Origin of the sequence: Haploplasma modicum ATCC 29102 (genome assembly GCF_000687835.1) — a bacterium.
Taxonomy (GTDB): Bacteria; Bacillota_I; Bacilli_A; order Acholeplasmatales; family Acholeplasmataceae; genus Haploplasma; species Haploplasma modicum.
The window spans coordinates 151,364-170,873 of the sequence record NZ_JHYB01000003.1; the positions used below are offsets into that span (position 1 = coordinate 151,364).

Below are 19,510 nucleotides of genomic sequence, written 5' to 3' on the forward strand. Positions count from 1 at the left end.
TTAATTTTATACATTTAAACTATTTCTTTTATGCATCTATTATATTTTAAGTAAATTTTATACAATAAAAAACTATTAAAAATTATTATACAATTATTATAGATTTAGTTAATTTCAAAATAAGATACCCATTTTTTGGTAATTTTCACTTTTTCTTCTAATAACTCCTTTGAATAATTTTCAAACTTATTACTAATAACATCCTTTACCCTTTTAGAAAAATCTTTTTCGGTTGTATCCATATTAAAAACTTCCTTAAAGACTTCTTTATTCATTAGTTCATTATATATATATTTTTTAATTGCGTTATTAGAACTTTTCTTTAGTTTTTTTCCTTTTTTAGTGAAATTTTTTTTATTAGTAATTAGGCCAAGGTATCTTAAAGTGTTTAGATATTTTTGTAATGAATCATCTTCGTATATTTTAATGTTATTTGTAGAAATAATTTTCATCAGCTCATCGAAGGAAATATCTTCAGGAAAATTTGTGCCATATCCTAGTATAATAATTTCTTTCCCGGATTTTCTTGAAGAACCATTACTATTTATTGTTCTAAGTGTATTTATATGTTCAATGTTGAAAAATATTTCATAATTTATATCATTTTCAAATAGTTCAATTACTCTGTCTGTTGCATTATTTGATATTATCACATAAGCTCCTTTAGAAATTTGTTTATCCAACATTTTTTTAAGTTCTTTGAAATCATCAAATGTAAATCCCTCTTTTTGATATCCCGTAAAGCCATTTTCTCCACCATAATCATAAGGTGGATCAACATAAATTATGTCTCCTTTTTTTACTTTCATAAGTGCATCTTTGTAATTTCCGCTTAGTATTTCTACACTTTTGGAAAAATAACTTGATAATTTATAAATGTTTTCTTCTTCATAAATGCTAGGATTTTTATACTTGCCTTCTGGAGTGTTGAATTCACCTCTTAAATTTACTCTATACAAACCGTTATAGCATGTTTTATTGAGAAAAATAGTTCTTGCAGCCTTTTCATAATCTTCCATATTGTTATATTCTTCTTTATCTCTGTCTATTTTACGAATATCATAATAATAATTTTCTATTTCATTATATTTTTTTTTGTGTTCAGAAAGTTTTTCAATTAATTTTTTAGGATTATCTTTTACAATTTTATATGCATTAATTAGTTCGTTGTTTAAGTCATTAATTATAGTTTTATCGTGCTTTAACTTAATAAATATTGAGCCGCCACCAACAAACGGTTCATGAAAAGTATAATCACCACTATTGAACTTAGTAAACATATGAATTTTTTCAATAATTATATCGGAAATCTGTCTTTTACCGCCTGCCCATTTAACAAATGGTTTCATCATTTCATCATTCTCTCCTATCAATTGTTTATTAACTATTATAATTATATCATAAAGAAAGTATCAACACAATTTCGCCAATTAATTGAAAAAATATATACCTTATAATTATATTTATTTTATATTGAATAAAAAACCACCTCTAAGCTTGCAGCTTAAAAAGTGGCATTTTTTCTATTTATTTCTCTTAGCTCTTTCAGCTAATACCTTTTCCATAACAATATCCTTACTCTTCATAATTCTAACTGTATTACTACGTTCAGTATCTTCAAGTTTCATTGTTATTCTTTTAATATTATCTCTTAAGTCTGGAATCATTACATTTTCAATAACGTTAACTCTTCTTCTATTTTTTGCTATTTCTTCCGTCATTAAGTGAATACTTTGTTCCATTTCGGATAGTTTAATTAGTTTAGGAAATAGATCATTCATTTTATTTTCTACTTCATTAATTTCCATTGGTGCACTTATTTCACTATATATTTGATTACCTTTTGTATCAATTTCTTTTAAATCAATTTTAGGTATTTCAACAGTCATAATTGATTTATGTTTATAATCAATTTCAATTTTACTACTAAGAATCATTAACATTTCATAAATGTCTACTAAGGCCTTTTTTTGTTTCATTTTAACAAACACACCTAAAACATCAGAAAAAAGTAAATCAACTTCTTCACTTAATTCCCTAGTTTCATTAATTCCATTCTTGTTGGATTAATTTGGCCTTTGTTCATAGTTACTCCTTATCTTTGTAATAATATTTATCATTATTTTTTATAAAAACTTGTTGGTTTTATATCGTTTTCATAGTTTTTACTATTGAAATTTCTATTTTCTAAAAAAATAAGTGGTTTTTATGCTAAAAACAGTCAAAAGCGTCATTTTTTGCATAAAAAAAAGGTCTGATACATATGTATCAAACCTATACTATTGAATCGACTCTATTAAGTTGGAGATAAAATCAATTAATCCACACCTATTATAATTCATTTATTATTTTATGTCTATAATCAACAGGACTCATTTTTAATTTAGACACTATTCTTGTTGTATTATAGTAATTTATATACTCATCAATTGCTGCTAGTAAATCATCAGCATTTTTATATTTGTGTTCATGGCCATACCACATTTCTTCTTTCATTCTTCCAAAAAAAGTTTCAGTTGGACTATTGTCAAACAGTTCCCTTTTCTACTCATTGATTGAATAATCCCTAACTTTTATAAACGTTCTCTATACCTAGAGTTTTGATATTGCACTCCTTGATCAGATTGGATCATCATCCCTTTTATTTTATTTCCATGTATCTTTTCAAGGTCATCTAACATTAACATTTTTTTATCCATTTTCACGTCTTTTCCTGCCTTATAAGCTAGTACCTCACGTGAATCAAAATCAATAATTGGCGATAGATAAACTGACTCTTCATCCAAAGGAAACACACTTATATCTGTACCTGCTTTTTCATATGGAAAAGATTTTTGAAATTTTGACTCATTTCATTAACTTTTACTCCTCCCATATCACCTTCATATGAATTATATTTGCGCCAGTTTCTTTTTTTAATCTTAAGATATTCCTTTTCCCTCATTATATCGTTTACTTTGTTTTTGCCAATATGATAGCCTAACTTTATAAGTTCTATATGAATTCTTTGATAGCCCATTATTTTCTTATGTTTGTCTTTATAAAGATAATCTATCACTTTTTTAATCTCTTCATATTTATCTGGTTTCTCTTATTTAAACTCTGATAAATGATATTAATATACTGAACTTGCCATTCCTGTTATTTCTAGAAGGATTTCTAATTTAAACTCTTTCCTTAACTCCATAACAATTAAAGCTTTTTCTTTATTTGTTACACCTTCTAGTTTTTTGGTTAAGGATTGAGATTTTTTTAAATACTCTATCTCCGCTCTTAATCTTTGGTTTTCTTCAATAAGTTTTTTATCAACTATTACTTTTGCTCTTTCATCTTTTAAAACATAATTCTTTCAGGGTAAGTATCTTCTATTCCTGCTTCTCCTTTAGCTCTATAAATCTTTAACCATCCACCTAGTATAGTTGGATCTAATAAACCTAAATCTAAAGAAACACTTCTTATTGATTCTCCATTTTTTAATACTCTTGAAATCGCTAATAGTTTTGTATCTCTATAATATATTTTATCTTCCCGATTTAAAAAACATCTTTCCCAAATTTCTTATAAAAATTTATTAAATACTTTAAATTTCCTATATTATAATTTCCGTTATCTTCTGAAATATGTGATAGAGATTTTTTGTTTAAAACATGTTCCTCACACATCTTTAGTTTTTCTTCTAATGTTAATCTCATAAAAAAAGACTCCTTTGTTTAAGATTAGGTATGGTTATTATACCTTATCTCCAACTTTTGGGAGTCAGTTCAGTTTTGTATGGTGCGGGTGACAGGAATCGAACCTGCACGCCAATGGCGCTAGATCCTAAGTCTAGTGCGTCTGCCAGTTCCGCCACACCCGCGCAACAACTATTATACATCTATTTAGTTGTCTTTGTCAATATCTTTTGAAACTTTACGTGATTTTATTTTATTTAACAGTGGTCTACCGAAAAATACTAAGGCTGTTGTTAGTGTTGATACAACCGCATAAAGAATAAGTGTTCTAGTTAATACGTTATTATATTTTGAAAGAGTTGTAAAATCTGGTGTTTTTGTTCTCTCTTCTAATTCATATTTTTCAATGATGGATTTATAGGCATCAGTATTACCATTGAAACTATTTGAAATGATTGTTTTTCCTTCTATTTTGTATTCAGGTTCACTTGCTGAGTTTAGGTCATATAAATCATCGTTGTTTATTTCTAGGAAACTATCGTCTAAGACTTTATCTTCTTTAATTCCTTTGAAGTTAATTTGATTGATTTTACTTAAACTTGTTGAATTATTTTGTGTATCGTTATAAAATTTGACTTCACTAAAATAAATAGGTTCGGCTACAAATCCTTTTAATATTCCCTCTTTGAATTTTAGGTTATAATTGTTTGAAATAAATGTACTACTGTTTTCTTTTATTTCTAATCTTATTCCATCAAAATTTTCTTTTGAGCTAAAATCATGAAGATATAACATTATTCCTTCTGTTACTGATTTTTTGCTTTCTTTTGTGAAATGATAAATATAAACTTTAAAGTTAATATCTTCACTATTATAAACAAATCTATAAATCGGTTCTTCTAAGTATTTGTTTGAACCAACAATTAACATTGTATTATCAACAAAGTCTGTTATTTTTCCTTCGTTTAAATTTACTAGTGCTTCTTGTTCAAAGAAATTTCTTGTTCTATCCATTAAGGCATTTGAGATAAACATAAATCCTATTAATAAAACCATTATTCCATATATTATTTTAAATGCTGTGCTTCTCATCTAATCACTTCTTTCTATCTTTATATATAATACCTTTTAATTACTCTTTTTACAAGATAATCAAAAAATAATTGAATAAATAAGTATTTAAAAAATGGTCAATTGAATTATAAATTCAGTTGACCATATTATTTTATCTGTTTCTTCCATAAAGATTTGTGAAGTGTCTTACCTTATTTATTAGTTTTTCTGTTTGATAATCTTTATTTAAGCGCCATTGCCAATTACCACCAAGTGTTGAAGGTGTATTCATTCTTGCTTCACTTCCTAAGTTTAAGTAATCTTGCATTGGAATGATACTTATTCGTGCTTTTGATTTTAACGTTTCTTTAATTAAAGAATCGGTTGCTAAGTCTAGGTTATCACAATTAATATAATCAAGGCAATAAGTTAAATCATTTTCATTTAGCTTTGTAAACCATTCTTTTGTTGTTTCATTATCATGAGTTCCTGTATAAGCAATTGAATTTTCTGAGTATAAATGAGGAATATAATCACTTTCTTCTCTTGAATCAAAAGCAAACTGCAATAGCTTCATTCCTGGATAGTTTGTTTCCTTAAGCAGTGCTCTAACCTCATCAGTAATAACTCCTAGATCTTCAGCTATAATATTAAGGTTACCTAACTCTTCACTAACTTTTAATAATAGTTCCCTTCCTAATGCTTTTTCCCATTTACCGTTTTTTGCTGTTTCTTCATTTGCTGGAATGCTAAAATAGTTAACAAATCCAATGAAGTGATCTACTCTAATCATATCAAAAAGATTAGTTTGATGTTTAATTCTTTCAATCCACCATTTAAAGTTTTCTTCCCTATGTTTTTCCCAGTTGTATAATGGATTCCCCCATAACTGTCCATCTTTTGAGAAGTTATCTGGTGGTACTCCTGCAACATGGGTTGGTTTATTATCTTTATCTAATTGGAATAATTTAGGATTTGTAAAACAATCACTACTGTCATATGATACATATATTGGAATATCACCGATTATTTTAATGCCTCTTCTATTTGCATACTCTTTTAGATTAAAATACTGGAAATAAGCAATATATTGCATAAACATTTGGAAGTTAATTTCATCGTGATATTTTTCCTCTAACTCTTTAATAGTTAATGGATCTCTTAGTCTTACTTCATTTGGCCAATAAAGAAGCGAGATATCGTCATATCCCTTCTTAATAGCCATAAAAAGTGCATAGTCATATAACCAGTCATTATTTCTTACAAACTCTTTAAATTCATGTTTATTTAAGTCAAAGTTTTTAAATGCTTTTCTAAGAATAAGATATCTTTCTTGATATAGTCTTCCGTAATCTATTTTATCTTCAAACTCAGATATTTTAATATCTTCTATTTTCAATAAATGATCAATTACTAAAAAGTCTAGATCAATAAAATATGGGTTTAATGCATTTGATGAAAAACTTTGATATGGTGAATCACCATAAGATGTTGGTCCGAGTGGTAAAATTTGCCAATAAGTTTGATTTGTTTTTTCTAAAAAATCAACAAACTTATAAGCTTCTCTTCCAAATGTACCAATTCCATGCTCACTAGGTAGACTTGTTACGTGTAATAATATTCCTGTTTCCCTTTTCATTTGAATACCTCCAAGACAACCGACTCATACGGTCTTAATTTAATTATATTATTTTTTATTAAGATATCTTCATAATTTTTTAATAAAATGTTTTTTACTTTATAAGTAACTTTATACTCATATACATCTTTAGAAAAAGAGTTAATTACTAATATCTTTTTATCATTACTTTCTCTTTCATAAATATATAAATTAGGATCTTTTAATTTTAATTGTTTATATTTACCGAAAACTAAAACTTCTTGATATTCACTATTTTTTCTAAGTTCTAGAATTTTTTTATAATGGTGCCAAATAGATGATTCATCACTAATGTTATCTAATACATTAATATCTTTATAGTTACTATTTATTAATACTTTAGGTTTAACCTTACTAAATCCAGCAAACTCACTATTTTCCCACTGGATTCCCGTTCTAGCGTGATCTCTAGAACTCTTAGCAACAATTCTCAACTTTTCTTTTTCACTTAAATCTTTATCTAACGAATGATAATGATTAATACTTGAAACATCATTAAACTCACTAAATTTTGTAAAATGATAATTTGTCATACCGATTTCTTCACCTTGATAAATAAACGGTGTTCCTCGCATTAAATAAAGTGCGGTTGCAAGCATTTTCGCAGACTCCTTAAAAAATGCTAAGTCACCATAATGGCTCATTAGTCTTGGTTGATCATGGTTTAACCAGTTTAGTGGTAACCACCCTTTATCCGTAAAGGCCGTTTGCCAATTATTAAATACTCTCTTAAGTGATAAAACATCAGTCTTTAAATCCTTATAGTCAGTAATATCATTAAGATTATTGCACCAATTATGATCAAAATTAAATACCATTGATAATTCAAATCTATCAAATGCACTATATTTTAATCCTGACTTAATTGAGGCTGCACCTCCAACTTCACCTATTGTTAAAGCATCATATTTACTAAATAGTTTTTCATTTAATTCTTTTAAATATGTATGTACTTTAGGAAGATTAGAAAACTTATTCCAATCTAGAACTATTTCATTACTTTTAGTTGAATCAATAAAAGGTGCTCTATCTAAATGACTTACAGCATCAATTCTAAAACCATCAACACCTAAATCTAACCACCATTTACCAACATTAATCATTTCATTTCTTACTTCTTTGTTTTTCCAGTTTAAATCAGGCATTTTATTTGAAAAAATTTTCATATAAAACATATTTGTTTGTTGATCATAATTCCAAGCACTTCCCGAGAAAAAAGAACCCCAGTTTGTTGGTGGCATTAATTTATCATTAACTAACTTACCCTCTTCCCAAATATAATAATCCCTTTTATCATTATTTATACTACTTCTTGATTCAATGAACCAAGGATGTTCATCTGATGTATGATTTAAGACAAAATCTAAAATTATTTTAATATCTAAAGTTTTAGCTTTCTTCAATAATTCTTTAAAATCATCTAAGGTACCAAACTCTTTTGCTACATCAAAAAAATTTCTTACATCATATCCATTATCATCCATCGGCGAATCATAAAAAGGACAAATCCAAATTAAATCAATACCAAGTTCTTTCAAATAATCTAACTTTAAAGTAATACCTTTAATATCACCAATTCCATCATTGTTAGAGTCAAAGAAACTTCTTGGATAAATTTGATAACCGTTTCTAGTCATCCACCACTTTCTCAATCAAATCGCCCGCCTTTACTATGTATATTTTATCATAAGTTTTTAACTAGTAAATTGTGTTATCGGTCTCACAATGAAAGCCCTTTTAAAAATGTTATAATATGGTTGGTGATAATATGAATATACATGCTTTATTACATAGGTCAAAATCTGAATATGCCTATGCTTATGATGAATCCAGAGTTCATTTAACTCTAAGAACTGCAAGAAATGATTTAAAAGAAGTTAAACTTATTTACGGGGATCCTTTTGAATGGAACAAAAATGGTTGGGTTTATAAGAAAGAAAAAATGGTAAAAAGATATCAAACAAGTGACTTTGATTATTATTTTGCTGAGGTTTCATTAGTAGATTTAAGAGTAAAATATATTTTTAGTCTTAAAGATAATAATGGGAATTTTAGTCTTTATGGGGCTAAAAGGTTAGTTACTAATCCAACTATTGAAGATACATTTAATCTATCAAACTACTTTAATTACCCATATATCAATTATGAAGATTTACACCACTCACCTAAGTGGATTAAAGATACTACTTGGTATCAAATTTTCCCAGATAGATTTTATACTAGTGATCCAAAATTAAGCTTTGATACATATCCAGTTAGAAATAACCAAATATTTGGTGGTAATCTAAAAGGAATTATGGAAAAAATTCCTTATTTAAAGGAATTAGGTATTACAGGGATTTATTTTACTCCAATCTTTGAAGCAAGAACAGCTCATAAATACGATACAATTGATTACTTTAAAATTGATCCTTCATTTGGAACTAATGAAGACTTTAAAATGTTAGTCGAAGAATGTCATAAAAATAACATTAGGATAATGTTAGATGGTGTTTTTAATCATTGTGGTTTTTTACATCCATATTTTTTAGATGTCATTAAAAACAATGAAAATAGTGTTTATAAAAATAGTTTTCATATTTTAGATTATCCAGTCCTTAATTTTCCTCTAGATGAAAATGGTGAACCTAAACTTAAAGATGAACTTGGAAATCACTACTTAAATGAAGATAATAAATTAAATTATAGAACGTTTGCTTATACTCCTTTTATGCCTAAGTGGAATACTGATGATATTTATACTAAAATTCACTTAAATGAAGTAATTAGATACTGGCTAGAAGAATATAACATCGATGGATGGCGCTTAGACGTTTCAAACGAAATTAGTCATGACTTTTTAAGAGAGATTAAGAAAACAGCAAGAAAAGCTAACCCAGATAGTTTTATTCTTGGAGAAAACTGGGATCAATCACTTCCATGGCTATTAGGTGACCAAATGGATTCTGTAATGAATTATGATTTAGCTTATCCAATTTGGGAATATTTTGAACATAAAATAGATCTACAAACATTTAAAGATATCATTAATACTTACTTAGCATTAACACCTAAAAATGTGATTAATAATATGTTCAACTTAATTGATAGTCATGATACAGTTAGAATACTAAGAAGATTAAAAGACAATAAAGACCGTGTGAAATTAGCTTATTTATTTATGTTCTTATCGGCAGGTGCACCAAATATTTATTATGGTGGGGAAATTGGTTTAACAGGAAATCATGATCCTGATAATAGAAGACCAATGATTTGGGATAAAGACAAACAAGATTTAGAACTCTTTGATTTTATAAAGAAGCTTATAACTTTAAGAAATAATTATGAGGTATTTAAATTATCTGATTATAATTTTATTGATGGGGACGTATTAGCATTTACTAAGGAAATAGATGGAAAAACATTATTAGTAGTTATTAATAATTCTACTGATAGTATTAATTTTAACTTGAATGAAAATCTTAGTGATACATATCTAAATCTCTTTACAAATAAAACGATGTTTTATGATAAAATAAGTTTAGATAAATACAAATTTATTTTACTATATAAGGAGTGATTTTTTGAAACCAACAATTAGAGATGTTGCTAAAAAGGCAAATGTTAGTGTGTCTACTGTATCTAGAGTTATTAATCAAAAAGGTTATGTTCATAAAGATACAAAAGATATTATTTTAAAGATTATTGATGAGTTAGGTTTTGTTCCAAATCAGTTAGCTAGAAGCTTATCAAGTAGATCATCAAAAATCATTGGTGTTATTGTTCCACATATTGGACCGACTTTTTACGGGGAATTGCTGGAAGGTATTGAACTACAAGCAGCATCAAGTGGTTATAAAACAATGTTTTGTCATACTGGTGATGATCCTGAACGTGAATTAGAATATTTAAGATTCTTTGAAGAATATAGTGTTGATGGTTTAATTATAGCTTCTAACTTTACTAATAAAGATAAATTAGAAACTCTAAATATCCCAATTATTACAATCGATCATATTTTAGATGAAAATATTCCCTCAATTACTTCTAACAACATTAGAGGTGGTGAACTTGGAGCAAGTGCCTTAGTAAAACGTGGCAGAAAAAATATTATGGTCTTTCGCGGTCCATCTTTCTTACTAACAACTGTTGAACGTACTATTGGTGCCTTAAATGTGTTTAAAGATAATAATTTATATGTTGATATTTTTGATTTTGACTTAGTAAAGCCTGATACAAAATTAATTGAACAAATTCTTATTAACAATCCAAAAACTGATGCAATATTTGCATTTTCTGATACAATAGCCCTAGCAACAATGAATATCATTAAAAAGATTGGAAAAAAAGTTCCTGAAGATATTTCTATTGTTGGCTATGACAATACTGCTTTTGCTAGTTGGTCATCACCAAGGCTATCAACTATTAATCAACCTGTAAGACTAATGGGGCAACAAACATTTATAAAGCTTGCTAGACTAATTAGAAACTATGAATTAGAAACACTTCATGATGTCATTGATGTTGATTTAATTGAAAGAGATTCAATTTAATATTTATCCCTAGTATTCTAGGGATTTTTTTATGTAAAAAAAACTAAAGTCTATTAATAATAGTCCTTAGTTTTAATTTTAGTATTGTTTTTATCTACTTTTCAATAAGATATAAACACCTGGTTTATTTATTATGAATGAATCTTTTTTAATATTTACTTCTTTATTTTTAAATATTAGTTTGCCATCAAATTTAATCTTTCTTCGTTTGTAGTCATTTATTAAGATATGTTCTAAAATAATTCCATTATGCTCAACAACATATCTTAATACTTTTTTATTATATGTAATTGATGCATCACTTGGATTTTTATAATGATCTAAATATTTCTTTCTTATCTTTAATATTTCTTTAAAGTTAGTAATGTTTTGTCCTTTAAAGTTCCATTTAATAGCATTTAATTTTTCACTACTTTTATAGGAGTTTTCATCTCCTTCTTTTGATCTGTAACTTTCTTGCCCAGCATGATAAAAAGGAATTCCCATGCTTATAGCAATAATACTATTCCCAAAATCAAGATAATCTTTAATTTTATCTACTTTAGTTTTAGTTAGAAGCATTCTATCAAATGCTGTTAAGTTATCATGACATTCAATATAATTAACACTTTTGTTAATACTATCAAATAAATTAGGACTACCTACTAATAATTTAAATACTTTATCAATATTTTTGTTGTTGCCATTTAGATAACCTTTATTATTTCCATGAAGATCACCTTTTAGTGTATCTCTAAAAAAGTCATTAAAATGAGCATATCCATCTAACATATGTTGATTACTCATATTAGCAGCAACTTCCTTAATGGTTGTATCCATATTCCAACCTTCACCATACAACATAATATATGGATTGATTTTTCTTAGTTTCAACTCAATTTCTCTCATTGTTTCTAAATCCATAAGTCCCATTAAATCAAATCTATATCCGTCTATTTTGTAATTCTTAGTAAAATGAATTAACGAATCAACAATTAATTTTCTAACCATAAATCTAGTTGTTTCAATATCATTGCCACAATATGAACTATTAGTCATTTTATGGTCTTTGTCATGTCTATAAAAATAGTTAGGTACTATTTTATTATAAGGATAAGTTTCATGATTAAAAACATGATTATAAACAACGTCCATGTTAATTCCTAACTTAATACTATGAGCATAAGAAATTACTGACTTAAATTCATTAATTCTTGCATAGGGATATTTAGGATTTTTGCTGTACCAACCTTCAACACTAAAATAATTACTTGGATTATATCCCCAGTTATAGTACTTTTCTTTATCTAAGTCATCGACATCTTCAAAGTCAAAGACAGGTAAGAGTTGAAGATTTGTAATTCCTAAGTTTTTTATGTAATCAAGAATTGTAGAATTTAATATTTTGCTTTTTTCAGTTAAACCTTTAAACAGTCCCTTATTTTTAACATCTAGGTTTAAGGTTAAATCCCTAACATGACCTTCATAAATTACAGCATCAGCATATTCTTTAATCTTAATAGGTGTTTTATCTAGTTTGATTGTTTTACTAAAGTCAATAATATAACATTCACCTTCTGCAATTGAAAAACAGTAAGGATCTAAAACAGCTTCATAAGTATCTTCAATCTTAATTTTATAGTAATACTTTTTATCAAGTAAATCTTCATTAATTGTTAAGTGCCAGATTGGTTGTTGATATTTCATTTGATATTCTAATTCATCGATTACAATAATTATATCTTTAGCAACTGGACTAAAAATCTTAAAACTAGTTTCTTCTTTACTATATTTATAGCCAAGAGTCCCATCATAACGATATTTTTGGTCAAACTCATTAGTTATAGTAACATTTCCTAAAAGTAGTGGAATCGCTACTTCATTAATTACTATTTCATCTCTTAAATGTAGTTCTATTTCTTTATCAGTTTCATATAAATTATCTGATATTTTTTTTAACTTATATTTTGGTAACAAAATTTTATTAATTGGTTCGTTAGTTTCAACTCTAATTAAATTTAAATTATCAACATATGCTTTCATATTTTATTAATAACCTCAGTCTTTATAATAATTGGTTCAAGATAATCACTTATTAGATTATTTTTAATATTAATCATATCATTATTGATTAGATTTAAATATAGACCATCTTTTAATGGTACTTTAATACTTTTACTATTTTCAAGATTAAAAATACCTAACATAAATGTATGATCTTTAAGATATGAAAAGACAGCTTCATTTTCATGTTCTAGATTAAAAATTCCATCTTTAAATACTAAATCTTTCTTAATTTCATTTAATGTCTTAATATAGTCTTCAATTGAATTCTTTTCATCCCACATAATTAAATCCGTCTCAAATAAGTCTGGTCGGTGCTTAATTTGATGTTCTTGACCGGCATAAATCATCGGCATTCCTTTAATGAAAAATTGCATTGCAGTTAAGTTAATTAATTGATTTTTGTTTTTGGCTTTGCTTGCAATTCTAGCTTGATCATGGTTTTCAAATGATCTAAGTTTTACATAATTTTTGGGATAAATACTTTCTTGTTCAATTATTTTTGTAAGCCATCTATTTAATGGCATACTTCCATCTAAATAATTATCCATATATTTAAAAATATCATAGTCATAACAAACATCAAAGACGTCATACATTTGTGAATCACTTGATGCATCAAAACCTAAGTCTCTTATATACTTAATGAAACTTAATTCAACTGATTCTGTTAACCATAAAATATTTTCATTAACCTTATTTACTTGAACTCTTGCATCACTCCAAAAATCAATTGGTAATAGTGGTGCAACATCACATCTAAAACCATCAACATATTTAGCCCAATATTTTAAGACGTCAATTAAATATTCTCTAACCTCTAAATTGTTTAAATCTAGATCTGTGATATCACTCCAGTCACCGACTCTATTTGCAAATAAACCATTTTCATTTTTATAAAACCACTCTGGCTTATGCTTTACTAAATAAGAATCTCTTGATGTATGATTAAAAACAATGTCCATCATTAAATCCATACCACGTTTATTTACTTCTTTTTTAAGTAAGATTAGATCTTCCAAGTTACCAATATTTTCATCTATTTCATAGTAATCAATAATAGAATAAGGGCTCCCGATGGAACCCTTTCTAGAAATTTTACCGATTGGATGAAATGGAAGTAAATATACAATATCAAAACCCATATTTTTAATACGATCTAAATCAGTTAGAAGACCTTTAAAGTCTCCAGTTTTACTATGTTGCCTAACAAAAACTTGATAAATTGATTTATTTCTTAAATTAATATTTGTATTTAATGCCATTATATCACCTCTATAATTATCCTTTTGTTGCTCCAGCCATGATTCCTTCAATTAAATATTTTTGGAAAACCATGTAAAGTATCGCAATTGGCATACCAACAATTAATGATGCAGCTGCAAAGGCAGAATAATCAATATTGTTAATATCATTAATAAAGTTAAATATACCAACAGCTAAAGTCCATTGCTGCTGAATATCATAATCAACTGGGGCACCTTTTGGTGGATGGTTTAATAAATAACCTGGTAGCATATAATCCATCCAAGGACCCATAAACATTGATACAGCAACAAAGGTTAAAATTGGAATAGAAAGTGGCAAGATAATTGATGTAAATATTTTTAATTTACTTGCACCATCTATCTCTGCCGATTCGTCTAAATCTCTTGGAATTTGATCTAGGAAACCTTTAATTAACCAAAGGTTACCAGGAATACTGCCACCAATATAAAGAATGGTTAATGCCGTTGGTTTACCTAATAGGCCAAACTTCCAAAACAATACATACATTGCAAGTAATCCCATAAATGAAGGGAATGCTTGAAGTACTAAAATAGATAGTAATCCTGCTTTCTTTCCTTTAAAATTATATCTAGCAAAAACGTATGCAGCACCACTAATAATTACAGTACCAGCAACCATGTTAATTAAAGCAATAATAATTGTATTTTTATACCACATTGTAAATTTAGTTTCACTAAATAGTCTTACAAATGCATTAAATGTTGGTTTGTCTGGCCAGATTGAGTTTGGAACACCCGATTTTAAATCACTAAATGCCATACCAAAGATATAAATAACTGGTATTATAACGATAATTGCCATTAATGCTACTTGGCCCTGAATTAATATTCTACTAATAATGTTTTTAGGCGTAAAGCAATCAATTAATCTTCTTCCTTTAACAAAGGTTCGTTTGCTTGGACACATTTTATTAACTATAAAGAAACTTGCAATTGGAATTAAACCAATTAATGCAATCTTTAAATTTTCTGTATCTCTCTTTTTTCCGAAATCAACAGTTAATCCTTGATTTAATAATATTAATAATAAAATCAAATAATAAAGTACTGCTTTTCTAATTAAATTATTTTTGGTTTGTAAATATAATATTAAAATAACTGGTACTAAAACTATAACTATTAATAGTGAAATTACAAATGTTATACCAATTCTTTTTAATACTTGTTCTCTAGTAAATAAATATTTTATATTTTCTTTCTTATATTCTCTACTTCTAATTTCAAGCTTCTTAACATAGATATATCCATATACTGGAATATATGATAGTAATTTTGTTCTTTTATCATCAATATTTTTCATTTTTAAAATATCATTATTTAAGAAATATTGAAATAATAACGCCCAAACAATTAAAAATAATATTATAATTAATCCTATCATAATCAGTCCCCCTGGAATGCTCTTGTCTTAGATAAGTTCCATGCTGTAATGGATCCTACAAACAAGAAGACTAAAACGCTAAATGCCGAAGCCATATTATAAATACTGTAATCTACCGTTAAACTATACATCCAAGAAATTAAAATATCGGTAGATCCCGCATAACCCCTAGATGCAAGTCCTGTATTCGGTCCCCCACCCGTTATAAAATAGATTACCCCAAAGTTATTAAAGTTCCCTGAAAATGTCATAATTAAAATTGGAGCGGTTGAATATAATACAAGTGGAATCGTTATTTTAGTTATTTTTTGGAATCCGGTTGCACCATCAATATCTGATGCTTCATAAAGTGTCTTATCAATTGCTGTCATAATTCCAGTCATTAAAGCCATAAAATATGGGAAACCTAACCAAATATTTACAACAACTAAAGTTGTTTTAACAAAGTTGGTGTTAAATGCATTAGTAAACCACTGAATGTTTTCATTTCCTAGCCAGAAATATTTTAAGAATCCCGTCATTTCACTAAACGGTTTACCTAATATTCCAATGTTTTGTAAGATATTATATACGCCAATATCTCTTAATATTTGGTTAATAAAACCAACTTCTTTAAACATAACTGAAAACACCATTTGTGATAGTAGTGCTGGAATTGCCCATGGAAGAATTAGAATAGTTCTCCATAATTTTCTTAAAACAACTTTATCACTGTTTAAAATTAAAGCTTGAATAAATCCACCGAAAAATACGGTAACTGTTGATAAAACTGCCCATATAATAGTCCAGCCTAGAACACCCCAAAATGCTTTACCAAATGACGAACCTAGACTACTATTAAAATCAAATAAAGCAATAAAGTTTTTAAGCCCTACATAATTAAAGTTCTCAACCATTGATTGGTTACCACTGATTGATGTAAATGCAATAATAAATCCAAACAATATCGGCATAATTGAAATAAACGCTAAAACAAATAATGCTGGAGATAATACTATATATTCAAAACCATTATCCCATACAGATTTAAAATATTCTTTTGTCTTAAAAACTTTTTCTTCTTTTCTTCTTTGTTCTTGAACTTTGTATGCGTCCATTGCTGACCATACATTAAAAATAAAGAAGAATAAAGAAAGAATTACTGCAATAAGTCCTTCAATTAACATCATAGTTGAGATATGTCCCTGGATTGGAACACTTTCCACTAAACTTATATATTGACTTATGTTATCTTTACTTGTTGCTTTACCGATCATTGCTTCTCTAAGTGCATTATAACTAGTAAAGTTTTGTTTTTTTGCATTACCTAGTGTTACAACTGACCAATAACCTTTAATAAACATTCCTGCCTTATCATGAAAGAAATTATCATACTGTAAGACAAAATTGTCCCTAATATCAGGATTTATTTCAAAATAAACCTTCAACATTAACTTTTCAAAATCAGTTGCATTATAGTTGTTACCTGGTGTTCTAAATGTTTGACCCATTGTAAATCTAAAGATATTCATAATTTTTGGTTCTTTATACTGTAATCTAACCCCATTATGTAATAATGATGGCTCATAGTACTCAAAGAAATCTGTTTCAGATATATAAATTGGTCCCTGGATCACTTTTTTAGTTAAAGTTATGTTTTCTAACGAATATTCAAGTTTATTATCAAAATTTATTTTGATAAACTTAACTTCTTTTGTTTCTCCTTCTTTAATTTCTACTGATAAATAGATATTATTATTTTCATCAGTAAAAAAACTATTTAATTTATTTACTTCTATTAATCCATCATTTTTGTCTAAAACAATTGGATTTTCAATCATATTATTTGTAAACAAATTTGTTTGAACATACTCTTTTTTGACTGACTTGTCTGGAAGTTCTGTTCTTAGTTCATAGAAAAATATTTCACTTTCTTCGTTATAGAATAAAACTTCTTTTGTTTTAATATTTTTGTAATTTGTTGAATCAAAATCCTCATAAGAAATAACATCACCATTTTTTAAGTTAGTATAGGTTCTAGGACTTGACTTGGATAGTTGCATTGCAAAATATTTTAATGCTTTATCTTCCGTTAAGTTCTCCATTCCTTTAATATCGTATTTTCCTTTTGATTCATTAAAAACAACATCTACACCTATTTCATCCAAGTATTCTTCAAACTCTAAATCTAAATATCTTGCTTTATCACTAGAAGAAACAGATGAATTGATTTTGACTCCATAATAGTTCTCAAGCATTGAATTATACCAAGAATCACCAAAATCCTTACCTGGTATTTTATTATATGCAACTTGATTTTCATACTCTTCTTTAACAAAATAATTACCTGTTTGCAATTCTAAACTAATAAATAAAGCAAATATTAGAAAAAAGAAAATTGCTTTTAGCACTTGTTTATTTAAAAGTTGTCCTAAACCTGGTATTATCGCTGATGCTGTCCCTTTTAAATAGCTCTTTTTTTTCATACTCTCCTCTTTTCTATAAAAATAAATTAGGGTGCAGTATTTACTGACACCCTGATTTATCTTTGTCTAATAATTTTAAGATGTTAATCCGGATAGTGTTCGGTATGATGCTTCTGCTTCTTTAGTTGCAGTTAAAATATCTTTTCCAACATTCCAAACTTCTTTAATCATTGTTTCACCTGGTCCCCAGTAGTATGTTACTTGAGGTATTGTTGGCATTGGGATAGCACTTTCTAACTGTTTTGACATAGCCATTAAGTTTTTATCTGCTTTAATGCCTTCAATGTTATCTAATAATTCAGTTTTTAAAGCTGGCAATTTAGATTTCATTTTGTATTGTAATTCCATTGCGATGTCTGAGTTTAAGAATTCAACGAACTTAATTGCATCTGCTTGATTTTTTGAATATTTATATACTGCAGCCATCATAGCACCTGCAAATGGTTTTGCTTCTTTTCCATTAATTGTTGGAAGACTTGCCACTTCATAGTCAATTCCTGCTTTAAGGTATGCTTCGTGATTCCATGGTCCTCCAATAACGTAAGGAATTTTACCTTCTTCAAATAATTTCCCACCTTCAATTGAATTATGATCACCAGTACCTGTTGTAATTGGTTGTAATTCAGTTTTCATCCATGTTAAAGCATCTTTTGCATTTTCAAATCCAACAGCACTTGGATCATTTAAATTTTCACCGAATGGTAAGAAACCAAATGCTGAATAGATGTGTTGAATAAAGTAACTATCTGCCCAGTGACTTGAGATACCTAAATAATAGTTACCGTTTACTGCATTAGTTATTCCTGAAGCATCTTTCTTATCATTCCAAATTTTTGCAGCAGCAATTAATTCTTCATATGTTGCAGCTGGTGTTTCAACAAACTTTTTATTGTAGAATAAACCTACTGACTCAATTGACATTGGTACTGCATATAACTTAGGTTGTGCATTAGGATTACTTGGATCAAATGATCCAGTTGATTCGTCATAGTATAGTGTTGCAATACTTGTTCCTAATTCGTGTGTACGTTCTTCAATTTTTTCTTGTGTTGCTGTTGGTAATGGTAGTACTAAATCTTCTAAAACAGCTTGTGATAAGTGGTCATGTGGGAATTGGAATACGTCAGCACCATTTCCTGAAGGACCAAATGTCTTTAAGTGTTCTCTACCATCAACAGAACCTTTATGTTGATGTTCAACTTGAATGTTTGGATATAATTTATTGAATTCTTTAATTACTTCTTTCATGTAATCGCCATTTTCATCATCAATCCAAACTCTAATTTTGCTCTTTTGTCCATATTGTTCTGAAAAGTCAATAATTTCACCGTTCTTACCAACATTTTTATTACATGATACAAGTAGAACTACAGATGTTAAAATAATTAATATTCCTAATAGTTTTTTCATAGTTCT

At 27.6% G+C, this 19,510-nt stretch carries 16 protein-coding genes and 1 tRNA gene; 2 read left to right on the plus strand and 15 right to left on the minus strand.

Annotation, left to right across the window (positions count from 1 at the left end; translation table 11 throughout):
• Positions 1-104: 104 nt before the first annotated feature.
• From T352_RS06370 to T352_RS0103320, 10 genes are all read right to left on the minus strand, one after another.
• On the minus strand, positions 105-1,352 hold the full coding sequence (locus T352_RS06370) for a DNA adenine methylase (RefSeq protein WP_051615800.1): 1,248 nt from the start codon (positions 1,350-1,352) through the stop codon (positions 105-107).
• A gap of 171 nt (positions 1,353-1,523) precedes the next feature.
• Entirely contained in the window at positions 1,524-2,051 is a 528-nt protein-coding gene (locus T352_RS06375; protein ID WP_084301380.1) for a V-type ATP synthase subunit D, read from the minus strand.
• Between the two features lie 280 nt (positions 2,052-2,331).
• Complete coding sequence (locus T352_RS07045; protein ID WP_026391751.1) at positions 2,332-2,535, minus strand: IS3 family transposase; 204 nt, start codon at positions 2,533-2,535, stop codon at positions 2,332-2,334.
• A gap of 38 nt (positions 2,536-2,573) precedes the next feature.
• The gene (locus T352_RS0103290; RefSeq protein ID WP_026391752.1) at positions 2,574-2,786 is read right to left on the minus strand and encodes a hypothetical protein; all 213 of its coding nucleotides are present in this window, start codon (positions 2,784-2,786) and stop codon (positions 2,574-2,576) included.
• A gap of 11 nt (positions 2,787-2,797) precedes the next feature.
• Positions 2,798-3,067 (minus strand): hypothetical protein, encoded by a 270-nt coding sequence (locus tag T352_RS0103295; RefSeq protein ID WP_330981586.1) that lies wholly within the window; start codon positions 3,065-3,067, stop codon positions 2,798-2,800.
• A gap of 466 nt (positions 3,068-3,533) precedes the next feature.
• On the minus strand, positions 3,534-3,692 hold the full coding sequence (locus T352_RS07105; RefSeq protein ID WP_156951186.1) for a hypothetical protein: 159 nt from the start codon (positions 3,690-3,692) through the stop codon (positions 3,534-3,536).
• Positions 3,693-3,772: 80 nt separating this feature from the next.
• Positions 3,773-3,856, minus strand: a tRNA-Leu gene (locus tag T352_RS0103305).
• Positions 3,857-3,878: 22 nt separating this feature from the next.
• Positions 3,879-4,763, minus strand: coding sequence for a hypothetical protein (locus tag T352_RS0103310; RefSeq protein ID WP_026391754.1), 885 nt, complete (start codon positions 4,761-4,763; stop codon positions 3,879-3,881).
• Between the two features lie 133 nt (positions 4,764-4,896).
• On the minus strand, positions 4,897-6,363 hold the full coding sequence (malQ, locus tag T352_RS0103315; protein ID WP_035345082.1) for a 4-alpha-glucanotransferase: 1,467 nt from the start codon (positions 6,361-6,363) through the stop codon (positions 4,897-4,899).
• On the minus strand, positions 6,360-8,036 hold the full coding sequence (locus tag T352_RS0103320; RefSeq protein ID WP_210994351.1) for a glycoside hydrolase family 13 protein: 1,677 nt from the start codon (positions 8,034-8,036) through the stop codon (positions 6,360-6,362). Before T352_RS0103320 ends, malQ begins: the two co-directional genes overlap by 4 nt.
• Positions 8,037-8,152: 116 nt before the next feature.
• Between T352_RS0103320 and T352_RS0103325 the strand changes: the two genes are divergently transcribed.
• Positions 8,153-9,943, plus strand: coding sequence for a glycoside hydrolase family 13 protein (locus T352_RS0103325; RefSeq protein WP_162151159.1), 1,791 nt, complete (start codon positions 8,153-8,155; stop codon positions 9,941-9,943).
• Positions 9,944-9,947: 4 nt separating this feature from the next.
• Entirely contained in the window at positions 9,948-10,916 is a 969-nt protein-coding gene (locus tag T352_RS0103330; protein WP_051615802.1) for a LacI family DNA-binding transcriptional regulator, read from the plus strand.
• Between the two features lie 90 nt (positions 10,917-11,006).
• Here the strand turns inward: T352_RS0103330 and T352_RS0103335 are convergent, their stop codons facing one another.
• From T352_RS0103335 to T352_RS0103355, 5 genes are all read right to left on the minus strand, one after another.
• On the minus strand, positions 11,007-12,938 hold the full coding sequence (locus tag T352_RS0103335; protein ID WP_026391759.1) for an alpha-amylase family glycosyl hydrolase: 1,932 nt from the start codon (positions 12,936-12,938) through the stop codon (positions 11,007-11,009).
• On the minus strand, positions 12,935-14,224 hold the full coding sequence (locus tag T352_RS0103340; RefSeq protein WP_162151160.1) for an alpha-amylase family glycosyl hydrolase: 1,290 nt from the start codon (positions 14,222-14,224) through the stop codon (positions 12,935-12,937). Before T352_RS0103340 ends, T352_RS0103335 begins: the two co-directional genes overlap by 4 nt.
• 16 nt (positions 14,225-14,240) lie before the next feature.
• On the minus strand, positions 14,241-15,629 hold the full coding sequence (locus tag T352_RS06870) for a sugar ABC transporter permease (protein ID WP_051615803.1): 1,389 nt from the start codon (positions 15,627-15,629) through the stop codon (positions 14,241-14,243).
• 2 nt (positions 15,630-15,631) lie between these two features.
• Positions 15,632-18,094, minus strand: a complete 2,463-nt coding sequence (locus T352_RS07260; protein WP_162151161.1) for a carbohydrate ABC transporter permease — start codon at positions 18,092-18,094, stop codon at positions 15,632-15,634.
• Between the two features lie 75 nt (positions 18,095-18,169).
• A complete protein-coding gene (locus T352_RS0103355; RefSeq protein ID WP_026391762.1) occupies positions 18,170-19,504 on the minus strand; it encodes a sugar ABC transporter substrate-binding protein in 1,335 nt (444 codons plus the stop codon).
• Between the last annotated feature and the right edge of the window lie 6 nt (positions 19,505-19,510).